General features: G+C 44.9%; 23 protein-coding genes. 8 read left to right on the forward strand and 15 right to left on the reverse strand.

The genetic code is table 11. From position 1 onward, the window contains the following. Positions 1 to 48 precede the first annotated feature (48 nt). Positions 49 to 756 (reverse strand): DUF459 domain-containing protein, encoded by a 708-nt coding sequence (locus AC4E8A_RS18995; RefSeq protein ID WP_490195308.1) that lies wholly within the window; start codon positions 754 to 756, stop codon positions 49 to 51. Between the two features lie 113 nt (positions 757 to 869). After that, complete coding sequence (locus tag AC4E8A_RS19000) at positions 870 to 2,033, reverse strand: iron-containing alcohol dehydrogenase (protein ID WP_490195310.1); 1,164 nt, start codon at positions 2,031 to 2,033, stop codon at positions 870 to 872. Between the two features lie 243 nt (positions 2,034 to 2,276). Between AC4E8A_RS19000 and AC4E8A_RS19005 the strand changes: the two genes are divergently transcribed. Next, on the forward strand, positions 2,277 to 2,510 hold the full coding sequence (locus tag AC4E8A_RS19005; protein WP_006837125.1) for a DUF378 domain-containing protein: 234 nt from the start codon (positions 2,277 to 2,279) through the stop codon (positions 2,508 to 2,510). A gap of 451 nt (positions 2,511 to 2,961) precedes the next feature. Here the strand turns inward: AC4E8A_RS19005 and AC4E8A_RS19010 are convergent, their stop codons facing one another. The 4 genes from AC4E8A_RS19010 to pruA all read right to left on the reverse strand — a co-directional run bounded on the left by AC4E8A_RS19010 (position 2,962) and on the right by pruA (position 9,243). Next, positions 2,962 to 4,362, reverse strand: a complete 1,401-nt coding sequence (locus AC4E8A_RS19010; protein WP_490195312.1) for an aldehyde dehydrogenase — start codon at positions 4,360 to 4,362, stop codon at positions 2,962 to 2,964. A 607-nt stretch (positions 4,363 to 4,969) separates the two neighbouring features. Continuing rightward, positions 4,970 to 6,214 carry a Glu/Leu/Phe/Val family dehydrogenase gene (locus AC4E8A_RS19015; RefSeq protein ID WP_490195314.1) on the reverse strand — a complete coding sequence of 415 codons (1,245 nt, stop codon included), beginning with the start codon at positions 6,212 to 6,214 and terminating at the stop codon, positions 4,970 to 4,972. Positions 6,215 to 6,388: 174 nt separating this feature from the next. Then, complete coding sequence (locus AC4E8A_RS19020) at positions 6,389 to 7,585, reverse strand: ornithine--oxo-acid transaminase (protein WP_490195316.1); 1,197 nt, start codon at positions 7,583 to 7,585, stop codon at positions 6,389 to 6,391. Positions 7,586 to 7,692: 107 nt separating this feature from the next. After that, positions 7,693 to 9,243: an L-glutamate gamma-semialdehyde dehydrogenase gene (gene pruA, locus AC4E8A_RS19025; protein ID WP_490195318.1), complete on the reverse strand. Its 1,551-nt coding sequence runs from the start codon at positions 9,241 to 9,243 to the stop codon at positions 7,693 to 7,695. A 343-nt stretch (positions 9,244 to 9,586) separates the two neighbouring features. Here pruA and AC4E8A_RS19030 point away from each other — a divergent pair, with 343 nt between their 5' ends. Beyond that, positions 9,587 to 10,996 (forward strand): sigma-54 interaction domain-containing protein, encoded by a 1,410-nt coding sequence (locus AC4E8A_RS19030; RefSeq protein WP_490195320.1) that lies wholly within the window; start codon positions 9,587 to 9,589, stop codon positions 10,994 to 10,996. Positions 10,997 to 11,161: 165 nt separating this feature from the next. On the opposite strand, the gene AC4E8A_RS19035 is transcribed toward AC4E8A_RS19030, so the two are convergent. From AC4E8A_RS19035 to AC4E8A_RS19055, 5 genes are all read right to left on the reverse strand, one after another. Then, positions 11,162 to 11,287, reverse strand: coding sequence for a hypothetical protein (locus AC4E8A_RS19035; protein ID WP_490195322.1), 126 nt, complete (start codon positions 11,285 to 11,287; stop codon positions 11,162 to 11,164). An 85-nt stretch (positions 11,288 to 11,372) separates the two neighbouring features. After that, positions 11,373 to 11,603, reverse strand: a complete 231-nt coding sequence (locus AC4E8A_RS19040) for a hypothetical protein (protein ID WP_490195324.1) — start codon at positions 11,601 to 11,603, stop codon at positions 11,373 to 11,375. Positions 11,604 to 12,195: 592 nt separating this feature from the next. Further along, positions 12,196 to 12,612 (reverse strand): S1 domain-containing post-transcriptional regulator GSP13, encoded by a 417-nt coding sequence (gene yugI / locus AC4E8A_RS19045; RefSeq protein ID WP_490195326.1) that lies wholly within the window; start codon positions 12,610 to 12,612, stop codon positions 12,196 to 12,198. Between the two features lie 146 nt (positions 12,613 to 12,758). Further along, entirely contained in the window at positions 12,759 to 13,994 is a 1,236-nt protein-coding gene (locus tag AC4E8A_RS19050; RefSeq protein ID WP_490195328.1) for a hypothetical protein, read from the reverse strand. Beyond that, entirely contained in the window at positions 13,987 to 14,547 is a 561-nt protein-coding gene (locus AC4E8A_RS19055) for an RNA polymerase sigma factor (protein WP_490195330.1), read from the reverse strand. Before AC4E8A_RS19055 ends, AC4E8A_RS19050 begins: the two co-directional genes overlap by 8 nt. Before the next feature lie 161 nt (positions 14,548 to 14,708). On the opposite strand from AC4E8A_RS19055, the gene AC4E8A_RS19060 reads away from it, so the two are divergent. The 4 genes from AC4E8A_RS19060 (at position 14,709) to AC4E8A_RS19075 (ending at position 19,167) form a co-directional block, all read left to right on the forward strand. After that, entirely contained in the window at positions 14,709 to 16,052 is a 1,344-nt protein-coding gene (locus AC4E8A_RS19060; protein ID WP_490195331.1) for a sodium-dependent transporter, read from the forward strand. Between the two features lie 197 nt (positions 16,053 to 16,249). After that, a complete protein-coding gene (locus tag AC4E8A_RS19065; protein ID WP_490195333.1) occupies positions 16,250 to 16,621 on the forward strand; it encodes a helix-turn-helix domain-containing protein in 372 nt (123 codons plus the stop codon). A 327-nt stretch (positions 16,622 to 16,948) separates the two neighbouring features. Next, positions 16,949 to 17,836 (forward strand): alpha/beta fold hydrolase, encoded by an 888-nt coding sequence (locus AC4E8A_RS19070; RefSeq protein ID WP_490195335.1) that lies wholly within the window; start codon positions 16,949 to 16,951, stop codon positions 17,834 to 17,836. Positions 17,837 to 18,003: 167 nt separating this feature from the next. Beyond that, positions 18,004 to 19,167: a MalY/PatB family protein gene (locus tag AC4E8A_RS19075; protein WP_490195336.1), complete on the forward strand. Its 1,164-nt coding sequence runs from the start codon at positions 18,004 to 18,006 to the stop codon at positions 19,165 to 19,167. A gap of 104 nt (positions 19,168 to 19,271) precedes the next feature. Here the strand turns inward: AC4E8A_RS19075 and AC4E8A_RS19080 are convergent, their stop codons facing one another. From AC4E8A_RS19080 to AC4E8A_RS19090, 3 genes are all read right to left on the reverse strand, one after another. Next, on the reverse strand, positions 19,272 to 19,805 hold the full coding sequence (locus AC4E8A_RS19080) for a superoxide dismutase family protein (protein WP_490195338.1): 534 nt from the start codon (positions 19,803 to 19,805) through the stop codon (positions 19,272 to 19,274). 70 nt (positions 19,806 to 19,875) lie between these two features. Next, a complete protein-coding gene (locus tag AC4E8A_RS19085) occupies positions 19,876 to 20,082 on the reverse strand; it encodes a hypothetical protein (RefSeq protein ID WP_490195340.1) in 207 nt (68 codons plus the stop codon). A gap of 124 nt (positions 20,083 to 20,206) precedes the next feature. Next, a complete protein-coding gene (locus AC4E8A_RS19090) occupies positions 20,207 to 20,962 on the reverse strand; it encodes a peptidylprolyl isomerase (protein WP_490195342.1) in 756 nt (251 codons plus the stop codon). A 164-nt stretch (positions 20,963 to 21,126) separates the two neighbouring features. Here AC4E8A_RS19090 and kapB point away from each other — a divergent pair, with 164 nt between their 5' ends. Then, entirely contained in the window at positions 21,127 to 21,525 is a 399-nt protein-coding gene (gene kapB / locus AC4E8A_RS19095) for a kinase-associated lipoprotein KapB (RefSeq protein ID WP_490195344.1), read from the forward strand. A 37-nt stretch (positions 21,526 to 21,562) separates the two neighbouring features. On the opposite strand, the gene kapD is transcribed toward kapB, so the two are convergent. Further along, complete coding sequence (gene kapD / locus AC4E8A_RS19100) at positions 21,563 to 22,180, reverse strand: 3'-5' exonuclease KapD (protein WP_490195346.1); 618 nt, start codon at positions 22,178 to 22,180, stop codon at positions 21,563 to 21,565. A gap of 1,181 nt (positions 22,181 to 23,361) precedes the next feature. Between kapD and AC4E8A_RS19105 the strand changes: the two genes are divergently transcribed. Then, complete coding sequence (locus AC4E8A_RS19105) at positions 23,362 to 24,573, forward strand: MFS transporter (protein WP_490198939.1); 1,212 nt, start codon at positions 23,362 to 23,364, stop codon at positions 24,571 to 24,573. The last annotated feature ends 9 nt before the right edge of the window (positions 24,574 to 24,582 follow it).

Here is a 24,582-nt window from a genome sequence, read left to right on the forward strand (position 1 = left end):
TCTTAATCAAGAATCGGTCAAAGTGAAAGCGATACCATTTGGTTTTTTTTACAAACTTTCACTAAATAGCTGTGAATCCTTCAGAACCTTGGTTGATATCAGCTTATATCCCGCTTCATTTGGGTGCAGGGAGTCACTGAAATAGGTCTTTTTGGATTTATCTTTAAAGACCTCGTTCAAAGGAATAAAATTGATTCCTTTAAACTCTGCCATCATTTCAACGTTAAGCTTATTCCACTGATCTATATATCCTTCTATCTCTTGATTTTTCGGGTAGGGATTATACAGACCGATAAGGTGGATTGGCGCCAATTCGTTTTCACTTCTGATGATATCCAGGATTGAGGTCAAATTCCTTTGATACTCAGCCTTCCCTTCATTGATATTCTTTTCGTGAAGGGTATCCAGGTTTTCTCCGTTGCTGTTGATAAAATCATTGGTGCCGATAAAGACGATGATACTGTCTGCCTCATCAACCTCTTTCCTGACTTCCGGATCTTTCAACTGCCGTAAAACACCACTCGATTCCTGGCCGACAATTCCATAATTCAAGATATCCACCGCACCTTTTTCATATTTCTCATTCAAGACGGTTTCAACTTTGTCAACATATCCCTCTTCACCCTTATCTCCATACCCATAAGTCAATGAATCGCCAAAGGCCGCTATGGTATGTTCTTTTGACTGATAGTGTGCCCAACCAAGGATAAGAGAAACACCAAAGATTCCTAAAATGGCATAAAGTGTAGTTTTCATATAACATCCTTCCCTGGCAGACTATTCGGAATGCGAAAACGGCCGTTGGAGCCTGACAGTATATGGAGAAAGGGGACTGTACCCGAGTTAGGACAGTCCCGCAATTTATTTCTTTATAGTGAAGCTTTCAGGATGGCTTTCACATCATCATGATTCAAAGATGTAAAGTTGCCGAATTCACCGTTTGCCATCGCTTTGTCTGCCATTACATCGATTTTCTCGTCATTGATATCATAATCAGCCAAGCGTGAAGGGGCTCCGAGGCTGCTCCAGAATCCAGACAGCTTATCGATCCCTTCCAAGCCGATTTCTTTATCTGTTTTACCCTCTGGGTCAATATCGAAAACACGGACTGCCATTTGAGCAAAACGGGCAGGGTTCACATCAATAGTATGTCTCATCCAGTTAGGGAACAAGATCGCCAATCCCCCTGCGTGAGGAATGTCATAGACAGCGGAAACCGCATGTTCTATATTATGTGTTGCCCAGTCTCCGCGGTAACCCATTTGCAGCATACCATTCAATGCAATCGTTCCGGAATACAAGATCGTTTCCCTGTGCTCATAGCTCTCAAGGTTTTCAAGAAGCTTAGGCGCGGTTTCAATAACGGTCTTTAATGTAGACTCACACAATCTGTCCTGTAATGGAGTATTTGTGGCATTATTGAAATATTGCTCAAATACGTGTGACATCATATCAACCATACCGTAAATGGTTTGGTCTCTTGGCACAGTGAACGTATTTTGGGGATCTAAAATAGAGAATTTTGGGAACACAGCAGGGCTTCCCCAGCCATACTTTTCATGAGTTTCCCAGTTGGTGATGACAGAACCCGAGTTCATTTCAGATCCGGTCGCAGCCAAAGTTAGGACTGTTCCGAATGGGAGAGCTTCTTCAGCAAAAGCTTCTTTGATTACAAGATCCCAAGCGTCTCCGTCATATTTTGCACCTGCAGCTACTGCTTTCGTACAGTCGATGACACTTCCGCCTCCTACTGCAAGAATGAATTCGATTCCTTCATTTTTACAGATCTGCACCCCTTTTCGTACTGTGGAAATACGAGGGTTCGGCTCAACACCGGCAAGTTCATGAACTTCTGCATTCATTTCCTTTAGTAAACCCGTTACTTGATCATAGAGGCCGTTACGCTTGATGCTGCCTCCTCCGTAAACAAGCAGGACCTTTTTTCCATAGTGAGGAATTTCTTCCTTAAGTTTTTCCACTTCATTTTCACCAAAAATTAATTTGGTCGGATTATAGTAAGCAAAACTGTTCATTCCTGTTTCCTCCTTTATTTTATTTTCAGCAGCTTCTATCATATGTAAAAGCCTGTTTCTCCTATACATTGCCTTTTCATTATCGAATATAATGTTCCCTGATTGCAAAGAAAATGCACTCGGTTATTTTTTTCAAAGAATGCATAATAAAGGGCAAAAAACAACAAGCTATGAAGGAACCAAGAAAAAAAATGCCGAGTGATTATTTTAATGCTGGCATATATTCCATAAGGAGGTAACAACATGAGTACTATTCAACGCATCGCACTGGTCCTTACTATCATTGGAGCCATTAACTGGGGGCTGGTTGGTTTCTTCCAATTTGACCTTGTTGCCGCTATCTTCGGCGGACAGGATTCAGCCCTTGCCCGTCTTGTATATGGTTTGGTCGGTATCGCCGGTCTAATCAACATCGGTCTTCTGTTTGCTCCTTCTGAAGAAGCAGAGCATTCTCCTGAAGCACGCCCAACTCGATAAAAATGCCAAGGCAGACTCCGGGATACGGAGTTTGTCTTTTTTGTTTGGCGGCTCGGATGGAATCGGGTTGTCTGCACCTAACATTTTAGTCATTTTATGCGGCTGGTGCCTGCTACAATTCCATCACTCTGCCAAGTACAGTTCAGTGTTTTTGTGCCAGGGAGATGTACTTATCTTGTATCAGGTGGTGGAATTTAATAATTTTATGCCTGGTATCTACAATTATAAATTCATCCTGAATTTGCAGATGATATCTCGAGTTTGCTCCCAATTTCATACCAATCATACGTCGCACCCATTAGCTTCTGTTCTGCCCAAACACAAAGTGCTTGTGCAGGTTTTTCCCTGTCTGACACTTCACCTTGTCTTTGCAGGCTATTCTTCTCACATCCTTATCTTCTACAAATCCCCATCCCTTTGAAGGTATTTCTCCGCCAACAAGAAATGCAGACTAGCGAAGCAGTCTGCGCAGGATTTTCAAGCCATTTTTAGAGTTAGGGTATTTAAATGAAAAATCAAAGAAGTTGGTTTGTTTCAAGACACTTTTATAATGTGAGAAGGTTGAAAAGCTGCTTTCACCATGGTAGCTGCCAATTCCGCTTTCGCCTACTCCTCCAAACGGAAGATGCGGCGTCGCAATGTGCATCAGAGTATCATTAATGCAGCCGCCGCCATATGAAAGGTTCGCCGTAATGTCTTTTTCAACATTGTCATTTTCTGTGAACAGGTAAAGGGCAAGAGGCTTCGGACGGCTTGTAACAAATGATTTGACCTCTTCCACCTTTTCGTAGGTAAGCACCGGAAAGATCGGTCCGAAAATTTCTTCGGTCATCACTGGTGCGGTGGTGTTTTCTGGTCGAAGCAGCGTCGGCTGTATTTGCAGGGCTTGATCATCGAATCCCCCTCCGTAGATCACTTCCCCATCGTTCAAGTAACTCTTCAGGCGGTTATAATGACGTTCATTGACGATTTTCCCAAACTGATCACTTTTGAGCGGTTCATCGCCGTAAAACTCCTGAACAACTTTTTTAAATTCTTCTATAAACTTCTCTTCTGCGCCTCTGTGTATAAACAGATAATCTGGTGCAATACAGGTCTGTCCGGCGTTGGCCAGCTTCCCAAACGCGATTCGTTTTGCGGCTAAGCTCAAATTAGCATCTTCATGTACGATGCATGGACTCTTCCCGCCCAATTCAAGTGTAACCGGGATCAGCCTTTTGGACGCAGCTTCCATCACTATTTTTCCGACCGGCACACTTCCTGTGAAGAAGATGTAATCAAATTCCTGATCCAGCAGATGCTGATTTGTTTCGATTCCGCCTTCCATGATAAAAACCACCCCTTTTTCAAAGCTGCCTTCGAACATTTCCGAAAGGACACTTGAAGTATGAGGTGTTAACTCAGAAGGCTTGACTATGGCAGTATTGCCCGCTGCAAGGGCACCAATCAACGGGGAAATGGCCAGTTGAATCGGATAATTCCATGGTGCGATGATTAACGACACACCATAGGGCTCAGGGATACGGTAACCTTTTGAACCTAAATGGGTGACGGCCGTTTTCACTTTTATCGGTTTCGCCCACGAGTCCAGTTTTTTCAATGTGAAACTGATTTCTTCAAGTAAGATGCCAATTTCAGTTGTGTAAGCTTCCCTCTCAGATTTGTTCAAGTCTTGATGCAGAGCTTTCATGATTTTTGACTCGTTTCTTCTTAGGGCATCAGCTAATTTATTCAGATTAGCTTTCCTTGCCTCCAGCGGTCTGGTTTTTCCAGATGCAAAACAATTCTTCTGAAGACTAACTGCTTCGGCTATTTCTTCCTTTGTCTTTTCACGAATTGTCATTCCGCTCATATTAAAACGCTCCTTGAATTCTGGTTATTTACTATATTATATACCTTTTTCAATGAGTATACGTCAAAGTTGGATGAGAGATTGAACAAAGCGCAAGCGGCCGTTCAGCTCCGTACAGATTGGAGGGCTCTCGCATGAGATATAGGAATCACGAAGAGCGACAGCGATTCGATGATGACTTATCGCAAGGAGAGAGACCGAAATCTGCTAGGCGTTGGCCGCTGGAGCTGGATTGACTATAAAGCGGTATGGCCCCGTTCAGCGGCGTACAAACTGGAAGGCTTCCGCATGAGATATAGGAATCACGAAGAGCGACAGCGATTCGATGATGACTAATCGCAAGGAGGAAGACTGAAGTTTGATAGCCGTTGGGGCCATGGAGCTGGATTGACTATAAAGCGCAAGCGCCTTGATCAGCCCCGACAGGCATAAGACGAGCCGGCGGGAAGGCTGCTCTTTAACCTTTCTGGCGGATCGGCTTATGACGCCGAGGGGCTAGGCGCTGGAGGCAGATGTCAGAACTACTTTTATTATCCTTACCTCAAGCCTTTTATAGTTTCCTATACAGCAAAAAGCCGACCAGGCCTCCAGCCTGATCGACTTTTTATTAAACCCAGCCCCTGAAACGGGAAGCTTCTGCCATTTTGCGGGCACCAACCATGTAGGCTGCCAAGCGCATATTGACTCTGCGATTAACCGCTGTGTCATATACGTTATTGAACGCCTCAACAAGTTTAGTGTGAAGTTTTTCATTTACTTCTTCTTCCGTCCAGTAATAGCCTTGGTTATTCTGGACCCATTCAAAGTAGGAGACGGTTACCCCTCCCGCACTTGCCAGCACGTCTGGGACGAGAAGGATGTCTCTCTCTGACAGGATTTTTGTGGCTTCAAAGGTTGTCGGACCGTTCGCTGCCTCAACGACTATCGATGCCTTTATGTTTTGGGCATTGTCTTCTGTGATTTGATTGGAAATGGCCGCAGGGACAAGGATATCACAGTCGAGTTCCAGTAATTCCTTATTAGAAATTGTGTTTTCAAACAAAGTTGTTACGGTTCCAAAGCTGTCACGGCGATCCAGCAGATAATCGATGTCCAGGCCTTTCGGATCGTGAAGAGCTCCATGGGCATCAGAGATAGCGATAACTTTCGCGCCTGCCTCATGCATGAATTTCGCCAAAAAACTTCCTGCATTTCCAAAGCCTTGGATGACAACGCGGGCTCCTTTAATATCGATGCCTTTTTTCTTTGCGGCTTCCTCGATACAAATAGTAACGCCTTGTGCCGTTGCCTTTTCACGCCCTTGTGAACCTCCCAGTACCAATGGCTTTCCTGTAATGAAACCTGGGGAGTCGTTTTCACGCAGCCGGCTGTATTCGTCCATCATCCACGCCATGATTTGTGAGTTGGTATATACATCTGGCGCCGGGATGTCTTTGGTTGGTCCGACAATCTGGCTGATTGCCCGAACGTAGCCACGGCTGAGCTTTTCCAGTTCAGTGAAGGACATTGTTCGCGGATCACAGATGATACCGCCTTTTCCTCCGCCGTACGGCAAATCTACAATCCCGCATTTCAAGCTCATCCACATGGATAATGCTTTAACTTCTTCTTCATCGACCTCCGGATGGAAGCGGACGCCGCCTTTTGTCGGCCCGACAGCATCATTGTGCTGGGCCCGGTATCCTGTGAACACCTTTATCTTGCCATCATCCATACGCACAGGGATGCGGACTGTCAGCATGCGGACCGGCTCTTTTAAAAGTTCAAACATTTCCTCACTATAACCGAGCTTGCCCAGCGCATCATTGATTACATGTTGAGTAGATGTAAACAGATTCAGATTTTCTCCCATTGAAAAATTCGCCTCTTTATTGTGTAGTCTAAAACCGTTGTTATTGTAACATACAACTTGACGATTTTCTTACCAACTAACAAGGAAATACACAAATTCACAATTGCTGTCTTTCATATCATATCCATTCCCATCAAATCTACAGTGTTGAAAACAAAACTTTATTTCATTTGATTACTTTGAAAGCACTTTTTGAATGCGCTCGATTGCCCAATCAAGGTCTTCCTGGCTGATGATCAGCGGAGGAGCAAATCGTATGACTGTTTCATGCGTTTCTTTACACAGCAGCCCTTCTTCTTTAAGCTTTTCACAATAGCTGCGTGCAGGCTCGGTCAGCTCGACCCCGATGAACAATCCTCTGCCCCGTACTTCCTTGATTTTCGGATTGTCAATTTCTTTCAATTTATTCATGAAGTATTCTCCCAATTTAAGGGATCGTTCTGCAAGTTCTTCATCTTCAAGGACTTCCAAAGAAGCGACTGACACAGCACATGCCATCGGATTCCCTCCGAAAGTCGAACCATGAGAGCCGGGATTGAATACTCCAAGAACCTCCTTGTCGGCTACGACGCAAGAGATCGGGAATACTCCGCCGCCAAGGGCTTTACCAAGGATATACATATCAGGTTCAACATCTTCCCACTCGCAGGCAAACATTTTCCCAGTCCGGGCAAGCCCTGCCTGAATTTCATCTGCAATAAACAGGACATTGTTTTCTTTACAAAGCTCATATGCAGCCTTCAAATAGCCTTTCGGAGGGATGACGATTCCAGCCTCACCTTGAATAGGCTCAATTAAAAATGCAGCTGTGTTAGGCGTGATGGCTTCCTTCAACGCATCAATGTCCCCGTAAGGAACAAGATTGATGCCCGGGAGCATAGGGCCAAAACCGCGCTTATACTCTTCTTCAGAAGAAAGGGAAACCGCAGACATTGTGCGGCCGTGGAAGTTTCCTTCACAAGCGATGATCTCAGCCTGATTTTCTGTCACGCCTTTCTTGTCGTAAGCCCAGCGGCGTGCTGTTTTAATTGCTGTCTCAACAGCTTCAGCCCCTGTGTTCATCGGCAGGGCCATATCTTTGTTTGTCAATTTACAGATTTTCTCGTACCATGGTCCGAGCTGGTCATTGTGGAATGCACGTGAAGTCAGAGTCACACGGTCCGCCTGGTCTTTCAGCGCCTGAATGATTTTCGGGTGGCGGTGCCCCTGGTTTACTGCAGAATAGGCACTCAACATATCCATGTATTTGTTTCCTTCTGGGTCCTTAACCCAGACACCTTCAGCTTCCGAGATGACGATTGGAAGCGGGTGATAGTTATTCGCGCCATATTCCTGGGTTTGATCAATAATAGATTGAGAGTTTCCAGACATTCATTTTTCCTCCGATCAATTAATTTTAATAAGTATGAATTGTGTAAAAATATGTTTATTTATAATCAATGGAGCCTCCACTTGAAGGCTCCATTATATTGTCAATCTTATAGCATTTCTGATGTTGTTTTAGCTTGCATATGAAGAAGCAAGTAGTCCGGTCCGCCCGCTTTGGAGTCCGTACCTGACATGTTGAATCCGCCGAATGGCTGATATCCAACGATGGCTCCTGTACAACCGCGGTTGAAGTAAAGGTTTCCAACATGGAAATCTTCACGAGCCTGTTCGATGTGTGCACGGTTGTTTGTGATGACCGCACCAGTCAAGCCGTACTCTGTGTTGTTGGCTACCTCGATCGCATGATTGAAATCTTTTGCCTTTGAGAATGCGACAACAGGTCCGAAGATTTCTTCTTTCATGATGCGCGCTTCCTGATCCACATGGGCAAAGATTGTCGGTTTGATGAAGTAACCTTTGGAGCTGTCTCCTTCGCCGCCGATCATCAATTCGCCTTCTTCTTTACCGATTTCGATGTAGCTCATGATTTTATCGAATGCAGCCTGGTCGTTAACCGGTCCCATGAATGTTTCACGGTCTGTAGTATCACCGACTGTCAATTCTTTTGTCAGTTCAACGGCACGCTCAAGAACTTGATCGTACACATCCTCAACGATGATTGCACGGGAACATGCAGAACATTTTTGCCCTGAGAATCCGAATGCAGATGCAACGATCGACTTTGCAGCCAATTCTAAATCTGCTTCTTTATCAACAACGATTGTATCCTTACCGCCCATTTCAGCGATTACGCGCTTAAGCCAGATCTGGCCAGGGTTTACCTTTGCAGCACGTTCGTAGATTCGTGTACCGACATCGCGGGATCCAGTGAACGATACGAAGCGTGTCTTTGGATGATCTACCAGGTAGTCCCCTACCTCAGAACCGCTTCCAGGGATATAGTTGATAACGCCTTTTGGAAGTCCGGCTTCTTCAAGAACCTCGATGAATTTCGCTGCTACCACCGGTGTAGTGGAAGCTGGTTTAAGAAGTACTGTGTTACCGGAAACGATTGCTGCCACCGCAGTACCGGCCATAATGGCGAATGCGAAGTTCCATGGGGAAATGACTACACCTACTCCCAGTGGGATGTAGTTGAATTGATTGTATTCGCCTGGGCGGCTTTCTACCTTGAAGCCTTCTGCAATGCGCAGCATTTGGCGACCGTAATATTCCATGAAGTCAATGGCTTCAGCTGTATCCGCATCCGCTTCGTTCCATGGTTTACCTGCTTCCCTTACCAGAATCGCAGAGAATTCATGTTTGCGGCGGCGTACAATTGCAGCAGCCTTGAACAAGATATCTGCGCGTGTCTCCGGCTTTACTTTTCTCCAAGTCTTGAACGTTTCGTAAGCTTCGTTCATAGCTTTCTCAGCTAATTCACGGCTTGCTTTGGAAACACGGCCTACAACCTGCTCTTTGTTCGCCGGATTCACAGAAACGATCTTGTCTTCAGTCGTGATTTTCTCTCCGCCGATAGTTAACGGATAATCCTGACCTAAATAACTGTCCACCAACTTAAGGCCCTCTTTAAAAGCTTGCTGATTTTCTTCTTTTGAAAAATCTGTGAATGGTTCATGTTTGTACGGAATCAATTTCATTTCCCCCTTTATCTAGAATAAAAATTAATATTTTTATATATTTGCAGGGCATACACGCAAAAAATATTTGCAATAAGAAAACCCTTACAGATATAATAATGCAAAAGATAGTTGCGTTTTTCAAGCCTTTTGCTTAATTTTCTAAAATAAATTCAAAAAATGCCCGCCGCCATATGTATGGATAACAATTCCATCATTCAGCACAGGGCCAAATGCTTGCTGGACAACCATCATGCACATTACACTATTACACTATGAAACAGCCTTTCAAACTTATAAACCTGATTTCTTAAAATCTTTCTCGATTTTTTTCAACGGCAGTACTTAAAAGGGGAGAAACAAGATGTTTGTGAACGGGATGCAAGAGTTAGTTTATCTCTATGAGAACGTGTTGGACTCTATAGATGCAGGCGTTCATGTTATTAACTCAGAAGGAAAAACCATTATTTATAATCGAAAAATGAGGATGATCGAAGGAATGGATGTCGAGGATGTCTTCGATAAAAATCTCCTTGAAGTCTTTCAATTCAGTTACGGGGAAGAAAGCACACTGTTGGATGTACTCCGGACCGGAAAACCAGCTCTCAATGTCAAACAAACGTATTTCAATGTCAAAGGCAGCGAGGTTACGACTATCAACAATACCTATCCGGTTATTCATGAAGATTCCATCGTCGGGGCCATGGAGATCGCCCGTGATATTACCAAACTTGAAAAGCTGATACGCGAAAACCGATCAAAAAAAGAAGACCCGATTTATACATTCGATCATATTATTGGGGAAGATCTGTGCTTTAAAGAAGTCATTGAGAATAGCAGGCGCGCCGCCAAAACCTCTTCGCCTGTTCTGATTGTGGGAGAAACCGGAACCGGGAAAGAGCTTTTTGCCCACAGCATTCATAATGGCAGTCCAAGGGCAAAGGACCCTTTGATTAATCAAAACTGTTCCGCACTTCCTGATACTGTCATGGAAGAACTTTTGTTTGGGGTGGATGACGAGGATGACGAGGAAATAATCGAGAATCCCGGATTATTTGAACAGGCATCCAACGGTACATTGATCTTGGACGAAATCAACAGTTTAAGCTTACCTATCCAAACCAAATTGTTAAGGGTGTTGAGAGAAAAGAAAGTCCGCAGGCTCAACTCCCATCTTGACAGGCCGATTGATTGCCGGATAGTCTGCACCATCAACGAAGATCCAGTCGATGCCATTTCAGAAGGAAGACTGAGGAAAGAACTCTATTATCAATTAAGTGTTGTTTCCATCTTCCTCCCACCTTTAAGAGAACGGATGGAAGACTTGGATCCCTTGCTTACCTTTTTCATCGAAAAGTATAACGGATTGTTCGGAATGGAAGTTCAAGGTGTCGAAAATTCAGTGCATGAGAGGTTCAAAAACTACGAGTGGCCGGGAAATGTACGGGAATTGGAACACGTTATCGAAGGGGCCTTTAACTTGATGGGGTCCGGGGGTCGTATCGGCTACAACCAGCTGCCGGTCCATTTCAGGCAGCGCACTCAGCTTTCAAAAGAAATGAAGCTTACAAGTAATGCCGAAGATTTTCTTTTTGATGGCGATAAGGATATCAAACCACTCGAGGATTATATCGCCGAAGCAGAAATATATTACATCCAGAAAGCACTTTTACATCATGACTTTAATGTCACCAAAACCGCCAAGGCTCTTGGTATGAGCAGGCAGAATTTGCAGTATCGGATTAAAAAATTTGATATTGAACGTCCTGATTGATTGCTCTGTACAAAAAATGCCTCCCTTAAATTAAATGGAGGCATTTTTTGTTGTTCATAATTTTGAGCCTATATTTTTTTTCGGTTATCCTGGGGGATTATTTGGAATCGCGACTACTTTTCTTTTTTTCCGGCGCTTTCTGTTCCGATTCCGGCCGGATCGCGACTACTTTTCCTTCCTCCCGGCGCTTTCTGTCCCGATTTCAACCGGATTGCGACTACTTTTCTTTCCTTCCCGCACTTCCTGTCCCGATTCCGGCCGGATCGCGACTACTTTTCTTTCCTTCCTCACGGTACTTTCTGTCCCGATCCGGCTGAATCGCGACTACTTTTCTTCCCTCCCGGCGCTTCCTGTCCCAATTCCGGACGAATCGCGACTACTTTTCTTTCCTCCAGGCGCTTCCTGTCCCGATTCCGGCCGAATCGCGACTACTTTTCTTCCCTCCCGGCGATTTCTGTCCCGATTCTGGCCGAATCGCGACTACTTTTCCTTCCTCCCGGCGCTTCCTGTCCCGATTCCGGCCGAATCGCGACTTCTTTTCCTTCCTCCAGGTACTTCCTGTCCCGATTTCAACCGAATCGCGACTACTTTTCTTTCCTACATACACTTTCTGTCCCGATTCCAGCCGAATCGCGACTACTTTTCTTTCCTCACGGTACTTTCTGTCCCGATTCTGGCTGAATCGCGACTACTTTTCTTCCCTCACGGCGCTTCCTGTCCCGATTCCGGCCAAATCGCTACTACTTTTCCTCCCACCAGGCGATTTCTGTCCCGATTTCAACCGAATCGCGACTACTTTTCTTCCCTCCAGGTACTTTCTGTCCCGATCCGGCCGAATCGCTACTACTTTTCCTCCCACCAGGCGATTTCTGTCCCGATTTCAACCGAATCGCGACTACTTTTCTTCCCTCCAGGTACTTCCTGTCCCGATTCCGGCCGAATCGCGACTACTTTTCTTCCCTCCCGGCGCTTCCTGTCCCGATTCCGGCCGAATCGCGACTACTTTTCTTTTCTCACGGCACTTTCTGTCCCGATTTCAACCGAATCACGACTTTCGTCTTTTTCCAGCCCATATTGTTTAGATACGGTTTCCAAGTTGAAGATAATTCCCAAATGCTCTCATTTAGTCGTTTTACCGCCTCACTATGATTCGAGCACAAAAAAAGAACCAGCTTTATAAGCCGGTCCTTGCAACAATATTATTTCTTGATCAGATCTTCACGCTCTGATTGCTCGATCCACTCTTCAAGCTTGTCTTTAAGAGTATTGAAGCCAGTTGGAGCAGCTTCAGGAGCTTGGGCAGGCTTTACGCTTCCTTGACGGCGCTTAGGCTTTTTAACTGCAGCAGCAGCTTTAGGCTCTTCTGCAGGCGCCTCTTGTGTAGCACGGATGGATAGGCTGATTTTACCTGCTGCTTCATCGACAGATAATACTTTTACTGTTACTTCATCGCCAACGCTTAGATGTTCGTTTACATCTTTAACGAAGCCGTGTGTGATTTCAGAAATATGAACAAGTCCTTGTGTATTTTCATCAAGAGCAACAAATGCACCGTATGGCTGGATGCCTGTTACTTTACCTGTTACAACGCTTCCTGTTTCGTATTTTGTACTCATGGGAACAACTCCTAATTATATATAAATTTTCTCCTTTTTACGCAATTATAGATTATATCACAGTTGGCAAGCATACGCAAAATTTCTCTATATATAGTAGGTGTTTTCCCTTTTTGCAAATGAAAAAACATTCATCGGGATATTTTTTAAAGTTCATATTCCATATTAAAATCATCCCAATTTCCCGGTTTACTGAACTGATTTTCTTTCAGTTTATTGTAGTAGGGCTCAATCCTCGCAGCTGTTTTGGAAGCAGGATATTTCTCCATCAACTTTTCGAACGATTCTTTCATATCCTCCTTTATGGATCCGTCCTCATTGAAGAGGGATTGAGTGGAAGACCCTTTTACATACGCTCGTAGCAGGGCCGTGTATTCCAGCCTGAATTCTTCAAGGAAACCTGAGCCTGGAGGCAGGTTATCCAGCACGCTCTCATATAGCAGGAGATCTCCTCCGGCCCGTGCCCAATTGGTGGTAATCACCCCTCCGTTTAGGCTTGCCGGCAGACTTTCAAGGGTCAGCACATCCATATATACTTCAGGAAGCTCAGATGAGGACAACAAGAAGGAGACATATGAAGCATCCATGCCGGCCTGGATTTGTCCGTCAGGTTCTGAGAACTTAAGTAAAATGCCATTGGCTGTCGCTCCTTCCACCAATTGAATCAATTTATCTGAATACTGTTTTTCCTGTTCCAGTAAAATTTCCCTGCCCTCCAGCCGGCCATCTTTACTTTCTCCTTCCCATTCTGCTCTGAATCTCTCCATCTCTTCTTCATAAACCGGGATGAGTGCCTTCTGAGTCACTGTGTACTTTTCTACCCACTCTTCGGCTTTTTCATTGTCAATCTGTTTCCCGGTCAGCCCGTTCAGCATTTGCTGCGGCGTTTTTAACATATCATCCACATTTCCATTGATCATTTCGGCCAGGTTGGCGTCATTATATAGCTGCATTTTTTCATCCTTAAGGGTTTGAAGAATATGGGTTACATATTCTTCAGCAGCGGATCCCATTTCGGTTTGACTGAATCTTGCTTCTGTCAGGCCCAGACTCCCTATCGCCTGGCTGCGGCGTATTTTGTAATGACTCTCTACCTCTTTAATGGTCTTTGAGATTTCTTCCGATGTCATTCCGGACTGCTGCCCGCTCTGGAGACTTCCTCCCTGATCGCCTGTAATTTGCAAGACCAGAACCGAAGAGATCAGTAGGATACCGATAAAACTTGCTGCAAATGGCCAGTGAATGAGTTTCCGCCTTTTCCTTTCCGGATGTTTCTCTCTTTCAATTGCTTTAATTACCTCTGATACATCGGTTTGCCCCGGCATCCTTTCGTAGCTTTTGTTAAGAAGCTCCATCCTTTTTTCCAGCATTTTATCATCCATGGCTTTTTCCCTCCCTTTTTTCAGCTTGTATCAACGCTTTCTTCAGCATATTCTTTCCCCGGAGCAGTCTTGTCTTGACTGTGGAAGGATTCAAAGACAGGATTTCCTGGATATCTTCATATTTTTTCTCGTGAAAGTAGTAAAGAATAATCGGTATCCGGTATTTTTCATCCAGCTTTTGGATACAGTCATGCAGCAGCCTGTCTTCCTCTTCCCGGAAAAGGGCTTCTTCGGGCAGAGATGAAGCATCCGGCAGGGGCTCATTGGCCAGTTTTTCCGACTTCAGGTGGTGACGGTTTTCTCGCTTCAAGAAATCCCTCGTAACATTCAAGGTTACTTTATAGAGCCAGGTTGTGAATTTAGAATGTGAAAACTGATGTAAGAAGCGGTAAACCCTTATGAATACTTCTTGAGAAATGTCTTGAATATCACGGGTGGACGCACCCATTTGAAAAGCAAATCGCTCGACGATCGGCGCGTAGTGTTTCACCAGTGCACTATAGGCGGATAAATTTCCGTTTTGTGCCTGTTTTATAAGATACTCGCCTTCCATAAACAGCTCCCCCTTTCCTTTTATTTGTAATTATGTAACGCCTGTTTTCCAGTAATTGTTTCAAAAAATGAGAAATTATATCTGATTATTTTAAATCATCTATACACTGGGTGAAAAACATAGTAAGATGGTGAAATCGTTCAGAGAAAGGAGAAAACAAAATGAATAATAGTGATCAATGGTCATCCAAAATTGGGTTCATACTGGCCGCTGCCGGCTCCGCCATCGGACTCGGGGCGATCTGGAAATTTCCTTATATGGCTGGAACGAACGGGGGCGGGGTTTTCTTTTTGCTCTTTATCCTATTTACTATCTTAATCGGAACTCCCATCCTGCTCGCAGAGTTTGTCATAGGCAGACGGGGCGGGGGAGACGCTGTCACTTCCTACCGGGTGCTGGCTCCTGCTTCTGTCTGGCCATTTGTAGGCTATTTCGGGACCCTTGTCTCTTTAATTATTTTATCATTCTACAGTGTGGTGGGCGGCTGGATTCTTTCTTATTTGATCCGCAGTCTGTCAGGCGGTTTGACCGGGATGTCCCAGGCAGAGTATGGTGCCTTGTTTGAAAGCATTATCAGCAGTCCATGGGAGGTTCTCCTTACACAGGCCATATTCATGATTATGACTATCCTCGTGGTCAAAGGCGGAATCAAAGCGGGGATCGAACGTGCAAGCAAATTCATGATGCCTGCTCTATTTGTCCTTTTCCTTGTATTGGTGGTGCGCTCTTTGACACTTGAAGGTGCAATGGACGGTGTACGTTTCTTGTTGCAGCCTGACTGGAGCTATTTAACTGCAGAAACCGCTTTACTGGCACTTGGACAAGCCTTCTTTGCCCTGAGTGTCGGGATCTCAGTCATGGTTACCTATTCTTCTTATCTACCTAAAACTGAAAATATGCCGAATTCGGCTTTTAGTGTCGCCAGCTTGAATATCTTCATTTCCCTTCTGGCAGGGCTGGTCATTTTCCCTTCGGTGTTTGCTCTTGGTTTTGAGCCGGATGTGGGGCCGGGGCTCGTCTTTGTCGTGATTCCTGCCGTCTTTAATGAGATTGCTTTTGGCGGAGTGTTCCTGACCTTCTTCCTTGTGCTGCTTCTTTTCGCGACGTTGACATCAGCGTTTTCAATCCTAGAAATCATCGTCGCAGTCATGGAAAAAGGAAATGAGCAGAAGCGCAGCCGGTATGCCTGGTTCGCAGGAATCCTGGTATTCGTTGTCGGTATTCCAAGTGCGTTGTCATTCGGTGTGCTGACTGACTTTCAAATCATCGGAAAATCATTTTTTGACTTTGCGGATTTCATCACGAGCAATATCGGGATGCCGGTTGGAGCCCTGCTGATCAGTATTTTCACTGGCTACGTATTGAAAAAGTCAGCGGTGAAAGAAGAACTGCAAAGAGGATCGGGAATGTCTGACGGGTTGTTCAGTGTCCTCTATTTATTAATTCGGTACCTCGTTCCTATTGCCATCATCGTTGTTTTCCTGAATTCTTTCGGAATCCTTTAACACTTTAAAGCATGTAGGGACAGTCCCCTGTTACGGCAGCGCGTTAAAGCGCGAAGGGGGACTGTCCCTTTTTGCGCGGTGAAGTGGTAAAGCTTCCATGTGGCAATTCTCACATTTTGTTCAATGATTTCTTGGCTTATTTTGGCAGCTCAATGGTAATATAATAGTATGAAGGTTAATTTGATGGAGGGATTCATATGTCTCATTTTGGTCAGAACTTGAAATTATTGCGTGAAGAACGGAATATCAGCCAAGAAGAATTAGCCATGCGGGCGAGGCTCGGAAGAAGAACGATTGAGAAATACGAGAGCGGGAGTCAGATTCCTGACACCCAGACAATTCTGAAGCTGTCTACTGTCCTGGATGTACCAGCATCTGAAATGCTTGAAAAGGAATCACTAGAAAGCCATCCTCAAGGCATTGACCAGGAAATTGAGCAGCTCATCAGTGAAATCGGAACCAAGAAAGCAAAATTAATCCTGCGCAAAGCAAAGGAATTCTCTGAAGAAGATTTCTTGCGAGTAATGCAGATGTTATATGAAATTAAATACGGATCATCGGTCGAATAAACTTTCTCACTTTTATATGTATAGAAATGCTCTTGGGGGGCAATGCTTTTAGTAAGCTTTCTAAGTATTCCCCCTTTTGTTTTCATTGTGGACGATATAGTATATATCGTCCTATTTTTTTGTTCCTGGGTGGCTGATTTTTGTAGAGTGGCCATTAGTTTGCTTAACCGCTGATAAACCTTTTTAAGGATTGCCACTCGATCATTCAATACCGCCGAACCCACTTGCATTCCCTTCCACAACAGGGCTCAACAATTTGAATTCCATGTGTTTTTTTACTCGGGCAGGGTAGAATACAAATACGTATTGTTATCGGGAGTGAGAGGAATGAATGATATAACTTATAAGGCTGTTATCAATGGCGCAGAAATTTTCTATGAGTACCACCGGCATCCGTCTTCCCAGGAAACCTTTGTACTGCTCCATGGATTTCTTTCATCTACTTTCAGTTTCCGGCATCTGACCCCGCTATTAAAGGAACAATACAACGTCATATCGGTCGACCTGCCGCCATTCGGGCAGAGCGGAAAGAAAACGGACTTTATTTATTCGTATCAAAACCTGGCCAGGACGGTCATCCTTCTGATGAAAAAACTTGAAATCGATAAAATTCACTTGATAGGACATTCGATGGGTGGCCAGATCTCGCTCAACGTTATGAAACAGGAACCGGGTCTCGTTGAAAAAGGGATCCTTCTTTGCAGTTCAGGTTATCTTAAAAAAATGAATTGGCCCATGATGATGCTGAGCTATATACCATTCTTTCATTTGTATGTAAAAATGCATCTGGCTAAGTCTGGCGTCCGGCAAAACCTGGAGAACGTCGTGCATGATTCAAAGATGATCAATGACGAGATGATGTTTGGTTATCTTAAGCCGTTTCTCGATGATGACATTTTCCGGGCACTGACCCGAATGATCCGTCACAGGGAAGGAGACCTGAGCCAGCAGGACCTTAACAGGATTGAAACACCCTGCCTTTTGATCTGGGGGAAACATGACCGGGTCGTACCGCTTCACATAGGGAAAAGGCTGAATAAAGATTTACCGAATTCCAAACTGCTGATTCTTGAAAATACAGGTCACCTCGTACCTGAAGAAAGGCCTGAAGATGTTTATCAGCATATCCGCTCGTTCATATCACAGGAGTTCGGGGAGCAAAAGGTTGAAGCCACGAGTAAAAGCCAGATCTCCAATACTCTTCCTGTTACTTAAAAGGGTGTCCATTTGAAGTGCTTTCCATTGCTTCGGATGGACACCCTTCTTTCTCGAAGTGAATGAACCCTTTTAATTAAGCAGATTTTTTTCATCTTACCCTCTCATCATTTAACATATTATTGAGTGAACTTAGTTTTTACTATTGAAAAAAGGATGTGAACAGGATGCACCATTTTGATTCGGTACCGAGCAGGAAAGGGACTTCATCGGTAAAATGGGATATGACCAACACGGTTTTTGGGAGAGATGATGTGCTCCCGATGTGGGTTGCGGATATGGATTTCCCTCCCCCTCATCAAGTCATTGAAATTCTGAATGACCGGCTTAAACACGGCATATTTGGCTACACATTCACAGGTGAACCCCTAGGTGAAGCAGTCAGCGGTTGGATGAAAGAACGCCACAACTGGGAAATCCAGAAAAACTGGCTGTTATACAGTTCGGGTATCGTTCCTGCAATCGCCACGATCATCAGGACGTTTACGGAAAAAGGAGACGGCGTTCTAATGCACTCTCCCGTCTATACTCCTTTCTTCAGCCTGGTCGAAAAAAATGAGCGTGTAGTAAAAAAGTGTCTACTGGAAGTGAAAGATGGACAGTATGTGATGGATTTTGCCAAGTTCGAGGAAAGCTTGCAGCAGGGTGTGAAACTTTTCCTTCTCTGCAGTCCCCACAATCCAGGAGGACGTGTGTGGAGACAGGACGAACTGGTCAAGATGGCCGAACTCTGCAAAAAAAACGATGTACTGATGGTTTCCGATGAAATCCATGCGGATCTTGTACATAAGCCAAACAAGCATATCCCGATTTCTTCTATCAGAAAAGAGTTTGAAGAATTCATCCTTACCCTGGTTGCTCCGAGTAAAACGTTCAATATTGCCGGACTACAGGCATCAGCCATGATCATACCGAATCAGAAATTAAGGGAAAAAGTGTCTGAGGAGCAGCAGAAGCAAGGAGTTTTCACACTGAATACATTCGGGGTAATCGGAATGGAAGCCGCTTATCTGCATGGCGGTGAGTGGCTGGACAGTCTTCTCGACTATCTGCAGGAAAATATCAGAATGGTTACAGCGTTTGTTGCAAAAGAACTTCCGGAATTGACTGTTATGGAACCAGAGGCTACCTATTTGTTGTGGATTGACTTCCGCAAACTTGGAAAGTCCGAAACAGAACTGGAAGACTTGCTTTTGAACAGAGGAAAACTTGCTCTTGAGCCTGGCACGAAATATGGAAAAGAGGGAGAAGGCTTTTTCAGGATGAATATTGCCTGCACACAGGAAACACTGAAAGATGGGCTCGCCAGATTAAAAAAAGCGTTCTCCTGACACATAAGGGGATACTTTAGCACATCACCGTGGAAGGGGACTGTCCCGCTCCACGGTGATGCGTTAATACGCTAAAAAAGCTGCAACCCCTGGGTTGTCAGCTTTTAGTCTTTCTTCTTTTCATTTGTAATCTCTCCGCAGGCAATTCTTTCACCGGCATCTCCTGCAGGCTGGGACATGCCGTCATCCTGCCCTTCATTGATGACGATGGAAGTCCCTTCTTTTGTAAATAGAGAGGTCGGGCCTTTGGAAAGGGTAACCAGCGGGGCCATGATTTTTCCTTTGTACGACCCGTCATCCTCAACGATCAAGTTAGGCAGATCCCCTGCATGTGCCCCTTTAGGGTGAAGAAGGCCGTGTTCCTTATCTTCAGGGTTAAAATGATTTCCGGCAGCTACAAAGTCAGGCGCTTCACACTTCCCTTTTTCATGAATATGTATGCCATGCACCCCTGGAGGCAGCCCGACAAGATCGAGATCCAGTTCCACACCCGCTGCCATCTCCTGCATTTTCACCTTGCCTAGAGAGTCACCGACAGGATTTTTTATATCAACCTCTGTTTTCTTCGGATTTTGAACTGCACAGCCCTGAAGCAAGATTGCCGATGCGAGCAGGCCTGTCACTAGCTTTGCATTCATAGTATCCCTCCAACAAAAATCATCTCTACCATTGTTGCCTTTGTTGAAGGAAAATATTCTTCATCCTTTCTTAAGTGCGGTTCTCCTCAGCGTTTCTTCTCGCTTCTTCTTCTGCCTGTTTCGTCTTCTCTTCTTCTTTTTTCGAAACTTTAAGGATCCAGCGGAATGTCAGGACGGCTCCAATTCCAAACAGGAGCATCCAGAAGGCAGCTGGTATATATTCTGTTTTATCTTCCGGGAAATAAAGAAACAGATTTAAAATTAATGCGTTAAGCATAATGGGCTCCTTTCAAACTTTTCAAGTTGTAGCCATTATATCAATTCCTCAAGGTTAAAACCATGTCGAAAAACCAAACAAAGGCAGCTGATCTCCACTGGACACAGCTGCCTTGTTGCCAATCCTATTCTTTGATGATTTCTATCTTTTCAATCACTACATCTTCTGCCGGCTTATCATTTTCACCTGTTTCAACTGCGGCAATCTTATCGACCACATCCATACCCTCGATGACCTGTCCAAAAACGGTATGATGGTTATCAAGATGAGGGGTCCCGCCGCGTTCCATATAGGTTTCGATGGCTTTCTTGCCAAAGCCTGCTTCTATCATTTTCTCTTCTAAAGCAGGGTCAAGACTGGAGTTCTGCACGATGAAGAACTGGCTTCCGTTCGTGCCCGGCCCGGCATTGGCCATTGAAAGAGCACCACGGATATTCAGCAATTCTTTAGAAAATTCATCCTCAAACGGTTCGCCCCAGATACTTTCACCGCCTGTACCCGTACCTTGCGGGTCTCCCCCTTGAATCATGAAGTCCTTGATGACCCGGTGGAAAATGACGCCGTCATAGTAACCTTCCTTGCTATGGGTCAGGAAGTTTTCAACTGCCTTAGGAGCCTGTTCCGGGAATAACTTAATGGTGATGTCTCCCATATTCGTCACCATTTTTACAGCGTTTTCATTTTCCTGAATTTCATCCGTCAACTGAGGGTAATTGACATCGCTGTCATCCACTGGTCCCGCTGTTTCTTGTTCCTGTTCTTTTCCTGCCGGTTCATTTTGCCCATTGTCCTGGTCTGTCTCTTCCCCGTTGGATGTTCCGCAAGCAGTCAACATCAACAAAAGAAGCGCAGCTGCAGCCATTACGATATACTTTTTCACACGAATTCCTCCATCATAAAATTTGTTTGTATGTATAATAGTCGATAGTGCCAATACATGGCAACTCTCTCTATTATGGAGTAGAATGAGAGTAATTGCTATATAACGAAAGGCTGTTTTTCACAAAAACAACGGCCGCACACAGAATAAAAGGAGGAAAACTCATGTCCGATTTTAAAAATGGAGATAGCGTAACGGCTCTTTATAAAACCGGAAGATACATAGGAGAAGTCACGGATTCCCGCCCAGGCGTGTATGTCGTCAAAATTCTGGCCGTCTTAAAACATCCGCGCCAGGGAGATCTGCACAACCCTAAAGATGTAGACGTGCCTCTGTTTCATGAACGAAAAGCGCTCGCCTTCAAGGAAAGAGCCAATATCCCTGAAAAAGTGGTCAAGCCATTCGAAGGGGAGACTCCCGAGTATAATGACTCCCTGATCCGGTCATTCAATGAATTAAAGGTACAGTTGGAATCTGAGGATTCAGCTTTCGCACAAAAAAGCCTGGAAACACTGGAGAGTGTAAAGAGGGAGTATGAATTGATGTATTCCATCACGCTCTAAAAACCTGAACCCAAATCAATTGGTGATTTGGGTTTTTTTAAGCCATCTGATTAAAAATCTTGGATAAGTCGATACGGTCGCCGATTGTGGTCGGTTCCGCTTTATCCAGGTACTTTTTATCTTTTTCCACCAACTTATAAATATGGTACGTCGTCAACGCATCATCCAGCGCTTTGTGATGCTTGCCGACACCTTCCCGTCCATACTCCTGCACTGCTTTCCAAAGACCCGTCTGATTTTGATCCCCGAAAAATCGCTTGTATTCCATGGACAGATCAACAAACTCCCCTGTAAAAGGAAAATCGATTCCTGCCCTGCTGCAGTTATGCCTCAGAACCTTCATATCCATGTTGCCCCACGTGATGATTTTGCTCTTCCCTCTCTGGTTCAATTCTTTTAAATACTGTACCAATGAGTGAAATGGAATTCCATTATCTACATCACTTTGGGCAATTGATAAAAATTGCTTACAACGCTTTGTCAACACCGGAAAGGCTGAAGGCTTCACATAAGAAGAAAACTTATCAGTCACTTTTCCATTCTGCACAGCCACAAGTCCTGTTTCAATGATCTCAGGATAAAAGCCCCGTGGATACTGCTGCCTCTCCGGCATCGAAAATTCAAAATCAATGATGATCAATTGAGTGCCTTTCAACTGAATCCCCTCCAATCATACAGTCATGATCCCACACATACCGAACAACCCTGCAAAAAACACTCAGACTTCATTCTATTCATTATATCACGATTACACTAAAAATTATGACAATTTGAATAAAAAGCGGAAAGGCCCGATCAGCTGCGTACGGACTGGACTGGCTCCGCATGAGATATAGGAAACACAACGAACGTTAGTGAGTTGATGTTGACTAATCGCAAGGAGGAGCCGGGAAGTCCGCTAGCAGTTGGGCCTTGGAGCTGGATTGACTAAAAAGCGCAAGCGCCTTGATCAGCCCCGACAGGCATAAGACGAGCCGGCGGGAAGGTTGCTCTCTAACCTTCTTGACGGATTGGCTTATGACCCCGAGGGGCTAGGCGCTGGAGCTGGATTGACTAAAAAGCGGAAGCGCCTTGATCAGCCCCGACAGGCATAAGACGAGCCGGCAGGAAGGTTGGCTCTTTAACCTTCTTGACGGATGGGCTTATGACCCCGAGGGGCTAGGCGCTGGAGCTGGATTGATTATAAAGCGCAAGCGGCCGCTCAGCGCCGTACAGATTGGAGGGCTCTCGCATGAGATAAAGGAATCACGAAGAGCGACAGCGATTCGATGATGACTTATCACAAGGAGAGAGACCGAAATCTGCTAGGCGATGGCCGCTGGAGCTGGATTGAATAAAAAGCGGAAAGGCCCCGTTCAGCGGCGTACGAACTGGAAGGCTTCCGCATGAGATATAGGAATCACGAAGAGCGACAGCGATTCGATGATGACTTATCGCAAGGAGGAAGACTGAAGTTCGATAGCCGTTGGGGCCTTGGAGCTGGATTGACTAAAAAGCGCATGCGGCCGCTCAGCGCCGTACAGATTGGAGGGCTCTCGCATGAGATAAAGGAATCACGAAGAGCGACAGCGAGTTGATGATGACTTATCGCAAGGAGGAAGACCGAAATCCGCTAGGCGCTGGCACCTTAAAAGCGCAAGCGGCCGTTCAGCGCCGTATTCAACGGTAAAACGGTTGACTGCCATCAGTTCCGGGTAACAAAAAGAAGACTATTCTCCAGGGTTCACCAACCAGCAAATAAGCGTAAAGGGTTGCAGAAACAAGCAGATATTTTATACTATTAATATTTAGTAAACCGAAATATATAGATTAATAAACTTGAAGAAGGTGTTAGTTATCTCTATAGAAAAACGAAACCTGACGATCATGTGGTTCGCAAATTTTCTTGTTGCTGCCAGCGCCACGATGGTACTGCCGTTCCTGTCCCTCTACTTAGAAACTTTCGGAAGCTATGACAGCGCATTTGTGCAGCGCTGGTCAGGCTATGTATTCGGCATCACCTTCCTGATAGCTTTCTTGATTTCACCCATCTGGGGAAGAGTCGGCGATAAATACGGATTCAAACCGATACTGCTGATCACCGGCTACGGCATCTCCCTGTCGATATTTATGATGGGCTTCGTAGACTCTGTGATTGGCCTGTTTTTGCTGCGTGCTGCAATGGGGGCTGTTACAGGATTTATCCCGACATCCATTGCACTCATCTCATCGCAGACACCAAAGGAAATTGCCGGAAGAACCCTGGGCACCCTCCAAATGGGAACCGTTTCAGGAGGGTTATTCGGACCTGTCCTCGGTGGTTTGATGGCCGATTCATTTGGATTTTCTTATACATTCATTATTACCTCCATCGCCATTGCCATTGCGGCTACCGGCGTCCTATTCGGGATTCAGGAAGTCAAAAAGTCATCTCATACTAATAAAAACAAAACCCGCTACTCCAGCAAGGAGGTTCTGCAGCATATTGTCAAACATAAGCTGCTTTTAACCGTGATGATCATCTCTTTTATCATCCAGGTTGCGAATTTCAGCGTGCAGCCTCTTTTGGCCCTTTATGTAGATGAAATGACTTCCACAGCGAACATTGCTTTCCTTGCGGGGCTTGCGTTTTCAGCAACCGGCGTGGGCAATTTGCTTGCTACAAGAAAATGGGGCAAACTCGGCGATGATATTGGATATGAAAAGGTACTCTCCATCCTGCTTATCCTTGCGTGTATTTTCATCATCCCGCAGGCCCTCGCAGAACAGCTTTGGCAATTGGTCCTATTCCGATTCTTATTTGGCATTGCGATTGGGGGAATGATTCCTAGTGTTACGGCCTATATCAGGCAGGAAGCTCCCCTTTCAATGCAGGGCGAAGTTCTTGGATATAATCAGAGCTTCCGTTTCTTAGGAAATGTTGCCGGACCTGCGTTGGGTGGAGTTCTATCCGGCTTTACAGGTATTTCCTCAATTTTCTATATTACTGGTGCTTTATTCTTGGCGGCTTTTGGATTATTATGGTGGAGTATGCGGCATTCCGAAAATTACGTGAACGAGACGTATTGATTTCTGAAA

The sequence above is a fragment of the Bacillus sp. SRL337 genome, assembly GCF_984799155.1.

Excerpts from the sequence above, each read along its gene's own strand:
- AC4E8A_RS18995 (WP_490195308.1), bottom strand. The coding sequence starts at position 756 with ATGAAAACTACACTTTATGCCATTTTAGGAATCTTTGGTGTTTCTCTT.
- AC4E8A_RS19000 (WP_490195310.1), bottom strand. The coding sequence starts at position 2,033 with ATGAACAGTTTTGCTTACTATAATCCGACCAAATTAATTTTTGGTGAA.
- AC4E8A_RS19005 (WP_006837125.1), top strand. The coding sequence starts at position 2,277 with ATGAGTACTATTCAACGCATCGCACTGGTCCTTACTATCATTGGAGCC.
- AC4E8A_RS19010 (WP_490195312.1), bottom strand. The coding sequence starts at position 4,362 with ATGAGCGGAATGACAATTCGTGAAAAGACAAAGGAAGAAATAGCCGAA.
- AC4E8A_RS19015 (WP_490195314.1), bottom strand. The coding sequence starts at position 6,214 with ATGGGAGAAAATCTGAATCTGTTTACATCTACTCAACATGTAATCAAT.
- AC4E8A_RS19020 (WP_490195316.1), bottom strand. The coding sequence starts at position 7,585 with ATGTCTGGAAACTCTCAATCTATTATTGATCAAACCCAGGAATATGGC.
- pruA (WP_490195318.1), bottom strand. The coding sequence starts at position 9,243 with ATGAAATTGATTCCGTACAAACATGAACCATTCACAGATTTTTCAAAA.
- AC4E8A_RS19030 (WP_490195320.1), top strand. The coding sequence starts at position 9,587 with ATGTTTGTGAACGGGATGCAAGAGTTAGTTTATCTCTATGAGAACGTG.
- yugI (WP_490195326.1), bottom strand. The coding sequence starts at position 12,612 with ATGAGTACAAAATACGAAACAGGAAGCGTTGTAACAGGTAAAGTAACA.
- AC4E8A_RS19050 (WP_490195328.1), bottom strand. The coding sequence starts at position 13,994 with ATGGATGATAAAATGCTGGAAAAAAGGATGGAGCTTCTTAACAAAAGC.
- AC4E8A_RS19055 (WP_490195330.1), bottom strand. The coding sequence starts at position 14,547 with ATGGAAGGCGAGTATCTTATAAAACAGGCACAAAACGGAAATTTATCC.
- AC4E8A_RS19060 (WP_490195331.1), top strand. The coding sequence starts at position 14,709 with ATGAATAATAGTGATCAATGGTCATCCAAAATTGGGTTCATACTGGCC.
- AC4E8A_RS19065 (WP_490195333.1), top strand. The coding sequence starts at position 16,250 with ATGTCTCATTTTGGTCAGAACTTGAAATTATTGCGTGAAGAACGGAAT.
- AC4E8A_RS19070 (WP_490195335.1), top strand. The coding sequence starts at position 16,949 with ATGAATGATATAACTTATAAGGCTGTTATCAATGGCGCAGAAATTTTC.
- AC4E8A_RS19075 (WP_490195336.1), top strand. The coding sequence starts at position 18,004 with ATGCACCATTTTGATTCGGTACCGAGCAGGAAAGGGACTTCATCGGTA.
- AC4E8A_RS19080 (WP_490195338.1), bottom strand. The coding sequence starts at position 19,805 with ATGAATGCAAAGCTAGTGACAGGCCTGCTCGCATCGGCAATCTTGCTT.
- AC4E8A_RS19085 (WP_490195340.1), bottom strand. The coding sequence starts at position 20,082 with ATGCTTAACGCATTAATTTTAAATCTGTTTCTTTATTTCCCGGAAGAT.
- kapB (WP_490195344.1), top strand. The coding sequence starts at position 21,127 with ATGTCCGATTTTAAAAATGGAGATAGCGTAACGGCTCTTTATAAAACC.